At 61.8% G+C, this 13,950-nt stretch carries 15 protein-coding genes; 4 read left to right on the top strand and 11 right to left on the bottom strand.

The features are described from left to right. Nucleotides 1–10: 10 nt before the first annotated feature. The gene (locus KBY74_RS01795; protein ID WP_254941235.1) at nt 11–370 is read left to right on the top strand and encodes a dihydroneopterin aldolase; all 360 of its coding nucleotides are present in this window, start codon (nt 11–13) and stop codon (nt 368–370) included. On the opposite strand, the gene KBY74_RS01800 is transcribed toward KBY74_RS01795, so the two are convergent. The 7 genes from KBY74_RS01800 to thrS form a co-directional block, all read right to left on the bottom strand. After that, the gene (locus KBY74_RS01800; RefSeq protein ID WP_254941236.1) at nt 367–924 is read right to left on the bottom strand and encodes a DOMON-like domain-containing protein; all 558 of its coding nucleotides are present in this window, start codon (nt 922–924) and stop codon (nt 367–369) included. The genes KBY74_RS01795 and KBY74_RS01800 overlap by 4 nt on opposite strands. Continuing rightward, entirely contained in the window at nt 921–2,021 is a 1,101-nt protein-coding gene (locus KBY74_RS01805) for a phosphotransferase enzyme family protein (RefSeq protein WP_254941237.1), read from the bottom strand. Before KBY74_RS01805 ends, KBY74_RS01800 begins: the two co-directional genes overlap by 4 nt. Then, nucleotides 2,021–4,105 carry a M3 family metallopeptidase gene (locus KBY74_RS01810; protein ID WP_254941238.1) on the bottom strand — a complete coding sequence of 695 codons (2,085 nt, stop codon included), beginning with the start codon at nt 4,103–4,105 and terminating at the stop codon, nt 2,021–2,023. The genes KBY74_RS01805 and KBY74_RS01810 overlap by 1 nt, the downstream gene beginning before the upstream one ends. A 52-nt stretch (nt 4,106–4,157) precedes the next feature. Next, the gene (locus KBY74_RS01815; protein ID WP_254941270.1) at nt 4,158–5,747 is read right to left on the bottom strand and encodes an NAD(P)H-quinone oxidoreductase subunit 4; all 1,590 of its coding nucleotides are present in this window, start codon (nt 5,745–5,747) and stop codon (nt 4,158–4,160) included. Nucleotides 5,748–5,851: 104 nt separating this feature from the next. Further along, nucleotides 5,852–6,817 (bottom strand): homoserine kinase, encoded by a 966-nt coding sequence (gene thrB, locus KBY74_RS01820; RefSeq protein WP_254941239.1) that lies wholly within the window; start codon nt 6,815–6,817, stop codon nt 5,852–5,854. A gap of 27 nt (nt 6,818–6,844) precedes the next feature. Then, a complete protein-coding gene (locus KBY74_RS01825) occupies nt 6,845–7,837 on the bottom strand; it encodes a glucokinase (RefSeq protein ID WP_254941240.1) in 993 nt (330 codons plus the stop codon). Then, the gene (gene thrS / locus KBY74_RS01830; protein WP_254941271.1) at nt 7,834–9,567 is read right to left on the bottom strand and encodes a threonine--tRNA ligase; all 1,734 of its coding nucleotides are present in this window, start codon (nt 9,565–9,567) and stop codon (nt 7,834–7,836) included. The genes KBY74_RS01825 and thrS overlap by 4 nt, the downstream gene beginning before the upstream one ends. A 149-nt stretch (nt 9,568–9,716) precedes the next feature. On the opposite strand from thrS, the gene KBY74_RS01835 reads away from it, so the two are divergent. From KBY74_RS01835 to KBY74_RS01845, 3 genes are read left to right on the top strand one after another with little or no spacing between them, the layout of a single operon-like run. Next, complete coding sequence (locus KBY74_RS01835) at nt 9,717–10,055, top strand: DUF2605 family protein (RefSeq protein WP_254941241.1); 339 nt, start codon at nt 9,717–9,719, stop codon at nt 10,053–10,055. After that, complete coding sequence (locus KBY74_RS01840; protein ID WP_254941242.1) at nt 10,055–10,477, top strand: TM2 domain-containing protein; 423 nt, start codon at nt 10,055–10,057, stop codon at nt 10,475–10,477. The genes KBY74_RS01835 and KBY74_RS01840 overlap by 1 nt, the downstream gene beginning before the upstream one ends. Further along, nucleotides 10,474–10,827: a DUF2752 domain-containing protein gene (locus tag KBY74_RS01845; protein ID WP_254941243.1), complete on the top strand. Its 354-nt coding sequence runs from the start codon at nt 10,474–10,476 to the stop codon at nt 10,825–10,827. The genes KBY74_RS01840 and KBY74_RS01845 overlap by 4 nt, the downstream gene beginning before the upstream one ends. Nucleotides 10,828–10,843: 16 nt before the next feature. Here KBY74_RS01845 and trpS read toward each other — a convergent pair whose 3' ends face one another. The 4 genes from trpS to KBY74_RS01865 are packed head-to-tail and all read right to left on the bottom strand — an operon-like array spanning nt 10,844 to nt 13,856. Next, a complete protein-coding gene (gene trpS, locus KBY74_RS01850) occupies nt 10,844–11,872 on the bottom strand; it encodes a tryptophan--tRNA ligase (protein WP_254941244.1) in 1,029 nt (342 codons plus the stop codon). Between the two features lie 5 nt (nt 11,873–11,877). Continuing rightward, nucleotides 11,878–12,432 carry a hypothetical protein gene (locus tag KBY74_RS01855; RefSeq protein WP_396123059.1) on the bottom strand — a complete coding sequence of 185 codons (555 nt, stop codon included), beginning with the start codon at nt 12,430–12,432 and terminating at the stop codon, nt 11,878–11,880. Continuing rightward, on the bottom strand, nt 12,410–12,952 hold the full coding sequence (locus tag KBY74_RS01860) for a hypothetical protein (protein ID WP_254941245.1): 543 nt from the start codon (nt 12,950–12,952) through the stop codon (nt 12,410–12,412). The genes KBY74_RS01855 and KBY74_RS01860 overlap by 23 nt, the downstream gene beginning before the upstream one ends. Further along, nucleotides 12,945–13,856, bottom strand: coding sequence for a cation diffusion facilitator family transporter (locus tag KBY74_RS01865; protein ID WP_254941273.1), 912 nt, complete (start codon nt 13,854–13,856; stop codon nt 12,945–12,947). The genes KBY74_RS01860 and KBY74_RS01865 overlap by 8 nt, the downstream gene beginning before the upstream one ends. Between the last annotated feature and the right edge of the window lie 94 nt (nt 13,857–13,950).

Raw genomic sequence — 13,950 nt, forward strand, 5'->3', positions numbered from 1 at the left:
ATTTCCTGCCATGAGCGATGCGATTCAGGTGCGCGGCCTGCGGCTTTGGGCCCATGTGGGGGTGCTCGATTTCGAGCGCAGGGATGGCCAGTGGTTTGAGCTGGATCTGGAATTGGGCGTGGATCTCAGTGCTGCTGGGCGCAGTGATGCCCTAGGCGACACCCTCGACTACAGCCAGTTGATCACCGCCCTGCAAAAACAGGCCCGCAGCCTGCGCTGCCAAACCCTGGAGCACTACAGCGAGAGGATTCTCGAACGGATCGAGGAGCTTTATGGCCCGGTGCCGCTCCGCCTTGAACTGCGCAAGTGTCAGGCCCCGGTGTCAGGCTTTGGCGGGATTGTGGCGGTGCGGCGCAGCCGGCATCACTAGGCAAATTTGAGGCAGAACCCGCTTCTGTGGTGAAAGTCAGGTTCGCTGCCAGGATGGGCCACGGCCCAGTAGGCCAGCTCTCCGTTGGAGCTTTGGAGTACGGCGGAGACCCCAACTTCGATCCCCTCAGCTGCCCGGTGGCTGGCCAGCGCTGGTGGCAGCGCGCAAGTAAGGCTCAAGCTCAATTGTTTGTCATCACCCATCACACTGAAGGGGAGTTGCTTGTAAGCAGGTTCCTCAGCTAGCCCCTGCCGGTAGCCCTCTAGGTGATAGACGTTCCAGTGACCGGCGGGCGAAAGGTTGTACTCCCAGTAGTCGCTGTTACCTGCAGCGGCAAGAAAGAATTCCAGGCAGGTTGCTTGCCAAAGAAGGTCTTGTCGCAGTGGTGGGCCGCTGCTATGAGCAATCCTCAACTTGGCTAGTTCGCCCTCAAGCTGGAATGTGATCTGCAGAGTATTCTCAGCCATGCTGAGTTGGCCATGGAGTGAGTAGAGGGCAAGTTCTCCCTGCATTTCGGCTGCAAAAGGAATTAATTTGAAGCTAGTGGTGTTCATCGCAGTTTTGCCACAATCTGCCGGATTTGTTCTTCCTGGGCCTCAATGCTTTCGGTGAGACGAAATTGGACCAAAGCCCTATCGAGGTTGTGGTTTGCATGGGTGGTACGAAAGTAGACATTGCCTGCTAGATGGTCGCTTAAGAAGCGCAGGCCTAGCTCGAAGCTGATCAGCCTTGCCGACACGTAGATGTAATCCAGGTCTGTATCGCTTAGGAATGTTCTTGCCGCGTCCAGGTAGCCCTCTAGGAGGATCTCGCAGAGATCGAGATCAAATTTGACGCTATCAGGTTCACAGGCTTCTTCCCCCGCTGGATTGCAGGCTGAACGCAAGCAATCACCAATGTCGTAGTGCACCAGGCCTGGCTTAACTGTGTCTAGATCCACCATGCTCACGGCAGTTCCCGTGTGGGCGCAGAGCATCACATTGTTGATTTTGGGGTCGCCGTGAATAGGCCGCAGCTGCAGAAGGCCCGCTTTATTGGCGTCCTCAAGGATCGGCGCCAGTTCGCGGCGTTGCTCCACGAATGCCGCACACCATTGCTCCCGATCGTCATGACCTATTGGGCTGCATAGCAAAGCTTGGTCGTAGGCCGCCAGGTAGGTCGGTGTGACGTGGAAACCCGGCAGGGTGTCGGCTAGTTGCTCTGGGGGCAGGTCGCTGATCAGGAAGTGGAATAGCCCTAGGCCGCGGCCTACCTGCCGGGCCTGCTCCCGGTCCGTGATCGCCTCAACCGTCACGGCCTCTTCGATGAAGCTCTGTAAACGCCAAAATTGGCCCTCTGCCCATAGCCAGGGTCGGCCGGTATGACGGTTTGCGATTAGCCGCGGCACTTCCCATCGTTGTCCGATCAGAGGGTGCTGCTCGGCATGTTCGCTGAGCGCCTCCAGGTTTTGCATCACCAGCTCCGGCTGGGGAAACACCCGGGTATTGAGCCTTTGCAACACGTAGCGGCGTGCTGCTGCCCCCCCCGAGTGCACCTCCAATAAATAGGTGTCGTTGACGTTGCCGTTACCTAGGGGCGCAATCGTTGTGACAGGTCCGGGGAGGGCGAAGGCCTCGGCGACCGCCACCAGCTCCGGTGCAGGAGTGGCCATCAGGCGGCCACCAGCCCGGAATGGCGGATAAGAGCCTCGCTGCTTGGCTGACGCCCTCGGAAGGCTTCGAACACCTCAGCTGGGGAGCGGCTGCCACCGAGGCTGAGCACGGTGTCGCGGAAACGGCGGCCGGTGGCCACGATCTCCTCCTCCTGCTCCAAGCCAACCTCCTCGAAAGCGCTGAAGGCATCGGCGCTGAGCACCTCAGCCCACTTGTAGGAGTAGTAGCCGGCCGCATAGCCGCCGGCGAAAATATGGCTGAAGGCGCAGAGGAAGGCGTCCTCGGCTATGGGCTCAAGCACCGTTGTGGTGGCAGCGATATGGCGGCGCAGTTGATCGGGACTATCACCGCTGTCGGGGGTCCACTGGCTGTGCAGGCGTAGATCGGTGAGGGCGAAGTGCACCTGGCGCAGGGTGGCGCCGCCAGCCATGAAGGTGCGAGCTGCCAGCAGCTTTTGGTATTCGGCCTCCGGTAGCGGTTCGCCGCTCTGCCAGTGGCGGGCCATGCCCATCAAGGTGGCACGGTCGTAGCACCAGTTCTCCATGAATTGGCTGGGTAGCTCTACCGCATCCCACTCCACGTTGTTGATACCGGCGGCCTGGGGCCGCTCCACCGTGGTGAGCATGTGCTGGAGGCCATGACCAAATTCGTGGAAGAGGGTTTCGACCTCGTCGAAGGTCATCAGGCTGGGGGTGTCCCCTACCGGTGGGCTCTGGTTGCAGATCAAGTAGGCCACCGGCAACACGGGCTCGCCGGTGGCGCTGCGGGAGCGGCCGAGGCATTCATCCATCCAGGCTCCACCTCGCTTGCTGCCAGGGCGGCTATAGGGATCAAGGTAAAAGCCGGCTAGGGGCTCGCCGTTACGGGCTTCAAGCACTCGGAAATAGCGCACATCGCTATGCCAGATCGGTGCTTCCCCATCTGCGGCCACTATTTGTATGTCGAACAGGCGCTGGCAAAGAACAAACAGCCCCTGCAGTACCTTCTCCAGGGAAAACCAGGGTCTGAGGGCCTCGCTGTTGAGCTCGAAGCTCTCCTGACGCAGCACCTCTGCCCAGTAGCTCACGTCCCAGGGCTTGAGCTCAGCTGCCTCTGGTGCCCCGTGGCGGCTGGCGCAGGCAGCAAGGGCGGCGAGCTCCTGCTGGGCCACTGGGAATGCTGCAGCGCGCAGGTCTTCAAGTAGGTCTTCCACCTCTTGCACCGAGCCTGCCATTTTCGAGGCCAGGCTTACCTCGGCCCAGTTGGCATAGCCCAGCAGCTGGGCTTGCTTCAACTTCAGCTCCAGGATTTGGGCAATCAAGGGATTGTTATCCAGTTCGCCGCTGGCGGCCCTGCCCACCTGGGCGCGGTAGACCTTTTCGCGCAGGTCCCGGCGCTCACTGAATTTGAGAAAGGGCACCACCCTCGGCATATCTAGCCCCAGGCGCCAGCCGCTTTCACCGGCATCTGCCGCAGCTTGGGCCAGCAGCTGCCGCAGGCTGGCTGGTAGGCCGGCCAGTTCGTCTTCGCTGTTCAAAGTGAGGCTCCAGCCGTTGGTGGCGTCGAGCACGTGGTTACCGAAGGCGGTGGCGAGTTCGGCGAGCCGCTCACAGGCGGCGTTGAAGGCTTGCTGCTCCTGCCCCTCCAGGCCCACGCCCCGCAATTGCATGTCCCGTAGCTCCGCCGCCAGGATGCGGCTCTGGGTGGCATCGAGCTGGCTGGGATTGGCTTGCAGTGCCTCGAGAGCCCGATATGTAGGACGCGATTGCCCAGCGCGGTTGCCGAATTGCACCACGGCCCCCTGCTGCTGTTGGTGGGCCTCCCGCAGGGCTGGTGTGTTGCAGACGCCATTGAGATGGCTCACCACCCCCCAGCTCCAGCGCAACCGCTCGCCAAGCTGGTGTAAAGGCTCCATAACCTCCTCCCAGCTGAGCGACTCGGATTCGCCTAAGCGCAGCTCAAGGCTGGCTTCTAGGGCGGAAAGCGATTCGTTTAGCTCGCCTAGTAAGGCAGGGATCGCCTGCTCTACCTGCTCCGGCGTGATCACATCGAAGGGCGGAAGACCCTGACCAACCAGCAAGGGCAGGGGTGCGCTCAGGGTCATGGATGGGGGATTTGGTGAACCCATTCCAGCCGATCCAGCAAGCTTTTGTGAATTAGCCCAGGGCGGTGACCCGGCCCATGGCAACCAGGGCAGTTGCACTCAATTGCTGGGCAAGAGCGTTGGTTGAGGCCTCATAGACATCGATTGCCAGCCGCGGCCAAAAGCCAATCGCCAGCGTTGGTATCAGCAGGGTGAGACCAATAAAAAGCTCCCTTGGACGCATGTCGCCCACCACTGCTAGGGCCGGAATTCTGGGACCGAAGAACACCCGGCGGCAGAGGCTGAGCAGATAAACAGGGGTTAGCACTAGTCCGATCGCCGCCAGCACGATGGCGATCACCCGGAAGCCGATGGTGAAGTCGTCGTTGGCGGTGATGCCGAGGAACACCGTGATCTCGCTCACAAAGCCACTCATGCCTGGCAGGGCAAGGGAAGCAAGAGAGCTGGCCAGGAAAAAGGCGAAGGTGATCGGCAGGGCTTTGGCGAGGCCGCCCATGTTGGGGATTGAAAGGGTTTTGGTGCGTTCGTAAAACACCCCGGTAACAAAGAACATGGCAGCTGCGATCAGTCCATGACTGATCATCTGCAACATGGCGCCGCTGATGCCAAGGGCATCTACTGCACCTATACCGAGCAGCACAAAACCCATGTGGCTCACGGAGCTGCAGGCTATTCGCCGTTTGACATTGTCCTGGGCAAAAGCATTCAGGGCTCCGTAGACGATGTTGACAATGCCGAGCACAATTAGGGCTGGGGCGAGCCTTAGATGCACCTCCGGAAGCATCTGCACGTTGAAGCGCAGCAGGGCGTAGCCACCCATCTTCAGCAGCACCCCTGCCAGCAACATTGATACGGGCGCATTGGCTTCGCCGTGGGCGTCTGGCAGCCAGGTGTGCAGGGGGAACATTGGCAATTTCACCCCGAAGCCCACCAGGAAGCCCAGATAACAGAGCAGGCCAAAGGTGCCACCGGGGGAACGGCTGGCTAGCTCTGAGAGGTTGAAGCTGAAGCTGTCGCCTGAGAAGGCAAGAGCAAGGCCGCTCAGCAGGATCAATAGGGAAGCTGTGGCGGTATATAAAATAAACTTAGTGGCCGCATATTGACGTTGCTTGCCACCCCAGATTGCGATTAATAGATATACCGGAACCAGCTCAAGCTCCCAGGCAAGGAAGAAAAGCAGAAAGTCTTGTGAGAGAAAAACCAGGCCCTGGGCTGAGGCCTGAACCAGCATCAGGGCGAAATAGAGGCGGGTTTTGGTCTTGATGTTCCAGCTGGCTGCCACCGAAAGCAGGGTTACCAGGCCTGAGAGCAGCACCAGCGGCGTGGAAAGGCCATCAGCTGCCAGGGACCACTCCAGGCCCATGGCCGGCACCCAACTGACCCTTTCCACCAGTTGCAAATCACTGCTGGAGCCATCGAAGTGCCTGCTAAAGCAGAACACCATCAGGCCAAGGTCAATCGCCAGGGTGGCGAGGGCCAGGGTGCGGGGCCACTTGGGGTCGCTGCCATCTCCCGGCAGCAGCGGCATTACCAGGGCGACTGCTGCTGGCAGCAGCACGATCAGGCTCAGCCAGGGAAAGGCCGATTCCGCTGCTGGAGCGACCAGGCTGGACGCGGCTAGCAGGGGCATGTTGACGTCCATCACGGCCCGATTGCAGATCTGGTGATTCGCTGAACAAAGCCGAGGTCAGGCACTGTTCAAATCGGCAACCAACCTATCAGCCCCAGTCGCTCGACTGAGTAAATTTACTCACTGGCACCTAGCTTCTGGTCTGGCAAGTGCTCCCAGCGGCTGCCCAGTTGCTGTATGGCCAGCACCTCGGAGCGGGACTCAACACCGGCTTGGTGCCAGGCCCGCACCATCGCTCTGCTGACGTTCTCGGCCGCTGGTTTGGGGCAAAGGGCTAGCAGGCTTGGACCGGCGCCACTGATCACGCAACCCCAGGCTCCCGCGGCTAGAGCCGCCTCCCTCACGGCCTTGCCACCGTGGATCAGGCCCCAGCGGTAGGGCTCATGCAGGCGGTCGTGCATGCCATCGGTGATCAGGTCGCCATTGCCGGTGCGCAGCCCCTGCAGCAGCAAGGTGAGGGAGCCCAGGTTGATAACCGCATCCCCCACCGGAATTGATTTGGGCATGGCCCGCCTTGCTTCGCTGGTAGTGAGCCGGATAGCGGGGATTGCCACCACGGCCTGCACCAGGGGCGACCACTCACAGCGCACCACCCGCCAGCGGTGCGACGCCGCTTTGGCTGTCATGCACAATCCCCCCACCAGGGAGGGCACCACGTTGTCGGGATGGCCTTCGATATCGATGGCCAACTCCAGGAGCTTCTCGCGGCTGAGGGGCTCGCCCACCAGCGCATTGGCGCCGATCAGCCCAGCCACGATCGCAGTGGCGCTGCTGCCTAGACCTCGTGCCGGCGGCACCGCCAGCCGCACTCTTGCCTCAAGGGCCACCGGCTCCTCGCCAGCTTCTTTCCACACCCGTTGGGCCGAGCGGTACACCAGGTTGTCGGGCCCACCGCGTAGGTGGGCACCCTCGGTACCTTCAATAATCAGATCAAAGCGCTCGCTGCCTCCCTCAATGCAGCGCATCTGGAAGACATTGTCGAGATCCAGGGCAGCCCCCAGACAGTCAAAGCCTGGGCCCACATTGGCGGTGGTGGCGGGAACGTGAACCTCAACCCCTTGTCCGACCCGGGGGCGCACCATGGGACAACTTCTGCTGCGCCCAGTGTCTCAGGCCAGCAGCATGCGCGCCCGGCAGGCCGCGCTGAATTGGCCAATGGCCGGATCGACCACGGCCGTGATCGGCATGCTTGCCAGCACCGGCTCAAGCCGACCTTTATTAAGGAAAGCCCGGTTAAAGGTGGGCGAGCGCAGGGTCTCCAGCAGTTTTCCTGCGGTGCCGCCGGCCAACCACACCCCTCCCCGGCTCAGACCAGCCAGGGCCAGATCGCCACACACACTGCCGTAGCAGCCGATCCAGATCTCCAAGGCTTCGCAGGCCAGGCTTTCCCCTAGGGCAGCGCTGGCTGCCACGGCAGCGGGCAGTTCCGACCCCTCGGCTAGCGGCAAAAGGGGATGGTCTCCGCCGGGGTCGCGGATTTGAAGCAGCCAGCGCGCCACTTCGCCCAGGCCCGTGCCGCTCACCACCCGCTCGATCGAGACCCGCTCCAGGCCCCGCTCTTGGGCGAGCCACTGCTTGAGCTCCCATTCCTGCTGGCTGCGGGGGGCAAATTCAGCGTGGGCGGCCTCGCTAGCCATCGCTACCAGCCCAGTTGGGGTTGGTACGCCGTAGGCCACTCCCAAGCCCGTTCCCGCACCGAGCACCAGCAGGGGTGCATCCGGCATCGCCACCCCCGGGCGGATTGGCGCCTGTTGCTCTGAGGTGAGGTGGGGCAGGCCGTAGATCAATACGGCGAAATCATTGACCAGCTCAAACCGCCCTATACCTGTGGCAGCAGCCAGCTGGCTGCCATCGAGCTGCCAGTGGAGGTTGGTTAGTTGGGCTTGACCTGCCTCCACCGGCCCAGCCACCGCCAGGCAGGCGGCAGCTGGGGTGGGCTGGCCAACACCCAGAAAGCTGTCAAGCATTGGGGCTAGGTCGTCCCAGTCGGCGGATAGGTAGCGCTCACTGCGCAGCAGCTCCAATTCACCCCCGGCCTGCAGCTGATACAGGGCGAGAAGGGTCTTGGTGCCGCCGATGTCCCCAGCTAGGAGGGTGGTCACTGGCCGGGTGTTGGGACCGCCGGCAGGCCTAGGCCTGCTGCCCGCTCGGCATTTGCCGTCACTGCTGCAGCCAGCAGGTTGGCCACGGCCACGCTGCCGAGCTCGCCTTCGCGCCTGCTGCGCAGGCTCACGGCACCTGTTTCAGCCTCCTTGGCGCCGATCACTCCCAACAGGGGGATTTTCATCTGCTCGCCGTTGCGAATCAGCTTGCCGAGGCGCTCGCCGGAATGGTCCAGGGTGGCGCGGATGCCAGCGGCCTTGAGCTGCTCCAGTAGCTGCTCGGCGTAGGGCATCACCTCATCGGTAACGGGCAGCAGCCGGATCTGCTCGGGCGCCAGCCAGAAGGGGAAATCGCCGGCGTAGTTCTCGGTCATGATCCCGAAAAACCGCTCCAGCGAACCGAAGATGGCCCGGTGAATCATGATCGGGCGCATTCTTGAGCCATCTGCGGCTACGTACTCCAGTTCGAACCGTTCTGGCAGGTTGAAATCGAGCTGGATGGTGGAGCACTGCCACATTCGCCCGATGGCATCCTCGATTTTCAGGTCGATCTTGGGTCCGTAGAAGGCGCCGCCGCCTTCATCGATCTTGTATGCCCAGCCCTTGCGATCGAGGGCCTCGATCAGGCCTTGGGTTGCCAGTTCCCATACGGCGTCTTCGCCGATTGATTTCTCCGGCCTGGTGGAGAGGTTTATTTCGTAGGTCTTGAAATCGAAGGTGGAAAGGATCTCCTCTGTGAGATCAAGAATGCGCAGGATCTCATCGCTGATCTGCTCTGGTAGGCAAAACACGTGGGCGTCGTCCTGGGTGAAGCCGCGCACCCGCATTAGGCCGTGCATCACACCCGGGCGCTCGTAGCGATAAACGGTGCCCAATTCGGCCCAGCGAATTGGCAGCTCCCGGTAACTCCGCAGGGTGCTTGCGTAAGTGAGCACGTGAAAGGGGCAGTTCATGGGCTTGAGCTGGTATTGCCGCTCATCTACTTGCATGGGGCCAAACATGCTCTCGGCATAGAAGTCGAGGTGGCCTGACGTTTTCCACAGGCTGATATCAGCCACGTGTGGTGTGTACAGCAGTTCGTATCCAGCTGCGAAATGGGCCTGACGCCAAAAATCCTCGATCAAAAGGCGCATCCGCGCCCCGCGGGGATGCCAGAACACCAGCCCAGCCCCGGCCTCATCCTCGATCGAGAACAGATTCAGGTCGGTGCCCAATCGCCTGTGGTCCCGTCGTTTGGCCTCTTCCTTGCGCCGCTTGTGTTCCGCCAGCTGCTCGGGGGTTTCCCAGGCGGTGCCGTAGATGCGCTGCAGCTGGGCTTTGGTTTCATCGCCACGCCAATAGGCGCCGGCGACGCTCTCAAGCTCGAAGGCCTTGGGGTTGAGCTCGCTGGTGTTGGCTACGTGGGGCCCGGCGCAGAGGTCCCACCACTCCTCGCCCAGGGTGTAAAGACTTATGGGCTCCTGGATCCCTGCCAGGATCTCCAGTTTGTAAGGCTCGTTTTGGGCTTTGATCCTGGCCTCGGCTTCAGTGCGGCTTACTTCGATCCGCTCAAGCGGCAGACGCCGGCCAATGATCTTGCCCATCTCCTTTTTTATTGCCTTGAGATCGGCCTCGGTGAAGGGATCGGGATTGTCGAAGTCGTAATAGAAGCCGCTCTCGGTCCAAGGGCCAATGGTGACTTGGGCCTGGGGAAAGAGCTTCTGCACCGCCATGGCAAGCACATGGCTCATCGAGTGACGGATGCGCAGCAGCTGGTTGCTTTCGCTGGTTTTGGGCAGGGCGATCGGTGCGGGCTCGGAGCTGCTTGGGTTCACGGGCACTGATCGCGCGGCTAACTAAGGCGAATCTCGATCCTACGCAGCGCTCCTAAGCTGGATCTATGGGTTTTTCTCCTCCAACACCCGAGCATGAATCCCCCGGCGTCCTGCTTGATCAGCTGCTTGGGTCCTTGCTCGACGACTTCAGTTCCTGTTTTGAACGGGGTTTGTTGCTGCTAGATCACTGTCCGGAAACCGTGATGCCCCAAGACCAGCAGCTGATCCTGCGCGATCACCTGGTGCTGGCCCGCAAGGAACTCTGCGCTGCCACCAGCTTGCGCCAGGCGGCTCCGATACCAATGGCCCTCGAGATGGAGACCCTGGCTCCTTGGCATCAACTGGTTTTGTCGGTGTGGAATCTTTCGGCGGCCCTGCGCCGGCATGGGGTGACCCTGCCGTGATGGTCGAGCGCCGCAACCTGGCTTTGAGCTACGTCCTCTGGGCCCTAGGCCTGGTGGGAGTGTGTGGCGTGCATCGCTTTTACAACCGCAAGCCCCTCAGCGGCACTCTCTGGTTGCTCACTTTTGGCCTCTGCTTCGTGGGCCAATTGGTTGATCTCTGGTTGATGCCCGAACTGGTTGATCAGGCCAACCGGCCTTTGGTGTTATCAGGCTCGACCCTCTCGGTTGAGCGGCAGCTAGTTCATCTGGCTAGGCGCAGAGGTGAGCTGGGCTTCACCCTCAATGACGCCCTCGTCGAGATGGAGTTGCCGGCTGGGGTGGAGAGTCGCCAGGTGCGTGATGAGATCCAAAGGTTGCTCCATGCTGAGCTGCTGGATGTCGGCAATGACGATCGGGGCCGGGTGATCTACAAGGAGCCTTGAGACAGGGACGTTTTTTGCTGTTGATAGGGCTGGCGGCTGGAGCGTCGGTGCCCATGGGGTTGTGGAGTTGCCCCCTGCGTCAGCTCACGGGCATACCCTGCCCCACCTGCTACTTAACGCGCTCCGTGCTGGCGACTCTGCATGGCGACCTCGCCCAGGCCCTGGAGTGGCATGCATTTGGCCCGGTGCTGGTGGGGCTAGCGCTGGCCCTGGGGCTCTGGACTCTCTTAGGTGGCCGCCTGGCGTCTCGGCAGCTGCTGCAGTTGGCCTGTGCCGCTGCGCTGCTCGCATTTGGCTACTGGCTGCTGCGGCTCTGGGGCTGGAGCCAGGGCCAGCCTTTGCCGGCCTGAACTGCCGAGAAAGTTCCTAGGCGGGCGGCAAGAAACCCAGAGTTTCCCGCACCCGTTTGAGGGTCTCATCGGCCACGGCCGCAGCCTTGTGTTGGCCATTGCGCAGCACCTCTGCCACCGCGCCTGGCTGCTGCCGCCACTCCTGATAACGCTGCTGCACGGGCCTTAAGGCCTCTACGGCAGCTTCTGCCAGCAGGGGCTTAAAAGCGCCCCAGCCCATGGCGCCGCACTGCTCGGCTGCCTGCGAACGGCTTTTGCCGGCCAGCAGGGCGTAGAGCCCAAGAAGGTTGTCTGCTTCCGGGCGCTCCGGATTACCGAATTCCAGCCCCATGGTGGGGTCGGTTTTGGCCCGTTTGATTTTTTTAACCACCAGTTCCGGCGGATCCAGCAAGCTGATCCGCGAGCCCTCGTTGGGGTCGCTTTTGCTCATCTTTGAGCTGCCATCGGTGAGGCTCATCACCCGGGCCCCTTCTCGCAAAATCAAGGGCTCGGGCACCTTCAGCACTGGAATCAACTCACCATCTGGATTGCGCTTGCCAAAACGGGCGTTGATGCGCTGCTGGGCAATGTCGCGGGCGAGTTCAAGGTGCTGCTTTTGGTCCTCCCCCACCGGCACCAGATCAGCGTCGTAGAGCAGGATGTCGGCAGCCATCAGCACCGGGTAATCCAACAGGCCCACAGACACCTGGTCTCCCTGTTTGATTGCCTTTTCCTTGAACTGGATCATCCGCTCCAGCCAATTGAGCGGGGTGACGCAGTTGAGCAGCCAGGCAAGTTCGCAGTGGGCGCTCACGTGGCTCTGCACGAACACGGTTGAGCGATCGGGATCTATGCCGCAGGCGAGATAGAGAGCTGCTGTTGAGAGCGTGTCCTCGGCGAGCTGGGCTGGCTGATGGGGAACTGTGATCGCATGAAGATCCACCACACAAAAAAAGGTTTCGTGGCTGCTCTGGAGATCAACCCAATTACGGATTGCGCCCAGCCAGTTGCCGAGGTGCAGAGCCCCAGTGGGTTGCACCCCAGACAAAACCCTCGGCCGTGCCATGGGACTCAGCTCGCGGTGCTCTCAGGATTTTCGGTGCTCTCAGAGTAGTCGGTACTCTCAGTGCTCTCGGGGGCAAGCTCTTCGGCGGCAGCTTCGATCTGCTCGTCAGCGGCATCCTCTTCAGAGTTGGTCTCGATGGGCTCAGCCACGGGAGCAGGAGGCTTGCTTGGGCGAGCAAAGGGATCGATTCGAGGTGCCCGCTCCTGGCGGATCACCCGGCTCTCGCCACCCCCCGGCCGGCGTTCTGCGCGTGGGGCATCACCCCGTGGACCGGCCTGGGCCCTTTGCTGAGCGACTAGTTCGTCGAGCTTTCCATCCTCGAGCAGCTGGGCCACCGTGCGAATGGCGAATCCCAGGGCAGCAACCGTGGAGCGCAGCGCGAAGCCCTCCTGAATGGCTCTAGCGGCACGCATCTCGTTGTCGCTGAGGCGGATGCGGAATCCGCCGGGTTCGCGGTTGCCTGGCGGGCGGCCGCCACCGGCGCGCCCTCCCTGGTCATCGCGAGATTGAGAGGGGGTGGTTTCGTCGGCCATCGCCTCAGCCTGTGCAGTCAGGGGCAAGTGTGCCGCATCGGCTGGCCAAAGGGGGGGTGAGCCAGTGCAGCCGATGGGGCTCCCGCTGCCCACTGCGAGCTAGCACGATCAGGGGCAAGGACCGCACGCTTCCTGGTTGAAACTGGTTTCTATAGGTCTCCAGCAGCTCCAGATAGGCAGTAAATGTCCAGCCGTGGTTGCCTCGCTCCTGGTGACCCCAAAAGTGGCGCAGCGCCTCCTGGCAGGCCGGTTGACCGAATTCTTGCCAGCAGCGCAACTGGGCTGACCAGGCCGGCTGTCCGGCGGCGATCCAGGCCCGATAGCGCACCAGCTCTGGTGCTTCAGCACTGGCATCTGGCGGCAGCACCAGGGCAAGCTGCTCCAGTGATATGCGGCGCAGCCTCAGCCAGCAGCGCTCAAGCAGGGCCACCGGCAGGCTGCCAACCCAAATGGGAGCACCCTGAAGCTCCACTGCCCAATCCAGCAGCTGGGCCTGCTGCCTAAGGGTCAATTGCGGGAGTGTCAATTGCGGCAGCTGCTCAGCCATGGGTGCCCTTAAAGGTGATTGCGGCGCTTGCGTATTCGCGGGGTTCGAGGTGGATCGTGCAGCGCACCCGACCAAAACGGGCCTCTAGGTGCTCCTCCACCAATTCGGTGATCCGGTGCGCCGTTGGCAGGTCATTGGCGTCCACCACCATGTGCATGTCGATAAACACCTGCTGGCCGAGCACCCCGCGGCTGGCGATGTCGTGGCAGTTGAGCACCCCAGCAACTTCCATCGCGACCTGGTGAATGGCCTCCGGAGCAATGGCGATCTGATCAACCAACTGGGGCAGGTTGGTTCGCAGCACCGACCAGCAGACCCGCACCAGCAGCAAGCACAGCGGAATTGCTAGGGCAACATCGAGCCAACTGAGGTTGAGCCACAGCGCTCCGGCCAGGCCCACCAGCACCACCGCCGTTGTCCAGATGTCGCTGCTGGTGTGGGCCGCATCTGCCTTGAGGAGGGGACTGCCTAGCCTTCGCCCCTCGGCCCGCTCGTAGCTAGCTAACAGAATGTTGATGCCGAGCACGAGCAGTAGTACCAGTAGCTCCCGGCTGTCCATTCGCAACGGCTGTAGTCCGTTGCGAAGACGTTCGAGGGCGGCCTGCAGGATCTCGAAGGCAGTGAACAGGATGAAGGCTGCAATAGCCAGGGCACCGACCGCTTCGTACTTGTGGTGCCCGTAGGGATGGTCCCGGTCTGGTTCTGGATCCGAAAGTCCATTGGTCACAAGTCCTAACAGACTCGAAAATCCGTCAGTGGCACTGTGCATGGCATCCGCCAGCACGGCTAGTGAGCCACTCAATAGCCCCAGCAGCAATTTCAACAGCGTCATGCTGATGTTGACGGCTAGGGCCACCAGCAGCACTCGCTTCACTTGTTCTCGGGTGTCCTGGCGAACCTCCATTGGGTTGTCCCTTACTCCTGGAGTTGGCAAGGCAGACCCCCGACTCGCGCCCAAGCTATTGGCATTTGCCGCCTGCGCAGCGTCTCAAGGTGAG

The sequence above is a fragment of the Cyanobium sp. A1C-AMD genome (genome assembly GCF_024346495.1).
Taxonomy (GTDB): domain Bacteria; phylum Cyanobacteriota; class Cyanobacteriia; order PCC-6307; family Cyanobiaceae; genus Cyanobium_A; species Cyanobium_A usitatum.

Excerpts from the sequence above, each read along its gene's own strand:
- KBY74_RS01795 (WP_254941235.1), top strand. The coding sequence starts at position 11 with ATGAGCGATGCGATTCAGGTGCGCGGCCTGCGGCTTTGGGCCCATGTG.
- thrB (WP_254941239.1), bottom strand. The coding sequence starts at position 6,817 with ATGGTGCGCCCCCGGGTCGGACAAGGGGTTGAGGTTCACGTTCCCGCC.
- KBY74_RS01810 (WP_254941238.1), bottom strand. The coding sequence starts at position 4,105 with ATGACCCTGAGCGCACCCCTGCCCTTGCTGGTTGGTCAGGGTCTTCCG.
- KBY74_RS01815 (WP_254941270.1), bottom strand. The coding sequence starts at position 5,747 with ATGGACGTCAACATGCCCCTGCTAGCCGCGTCCAGCCTGGTCGCTCCA.
- KBY74_RS01835 (WP_254941241.1), top strand. The coding sequence starts at position 9,717 with ATGGGTTTTTCTCCTCCAACACCCGAGCATGAATCCCCCGGCGTCCTG.
- KBY74_RS01840 (WP_254941242.1), top strand. The coding sequence starts at position 10,055 with ATGGTCGAGCGCCGCAACCTGGCTTTGAGCTACGTCCTCTGGGCCCTA.
- thrS (WP_254941271.1), bottom strand. The coding sequence starts at position 9,567 with ATGAGCCATGTGCTTGCCATGGCGGTGCAGAAGCTCTTTCCCCAGGCC.
- KBY74_RS01860 (WP_254941245.1), bottom strand. The coding sequence starts at position 12,952 with ATGGCTGAGCAGCTGCCGCAATTGACACTCCCGCAATTGACCCTTAGG.
- KBY74_RS01865 (WP_254941273.1), bottom strand. The coding sequence starts at position 13,856 with ATGGAGGTTCGCCAGGACACCCGAGAACAAGTGAAGCGAGTGCTGCTG.
- trpS (WP_254941244.1), bottom strand. The coding sequence starts at position 11,872 with ATGGCACGGCCGAGGGTTTTGTCTGGGGTGCAACCCACTGGGGCTCTG.
- KBY74_RS01800 (WP_254941236.1), bottom strand. The coding sequence starts at position 924 with ATGAACACCACTAGCTTCAAATTAATTCCTTTTGCAGCCGAAATGCAG.
- KBY74_RS01805 (WP_254941237.1), bottom strand. The coding sequence starts at position 2,021 with ATGGCCACTCCTGCACCGGAGCTGGTGGCGGTCGCCGAGGCCTTCGCC.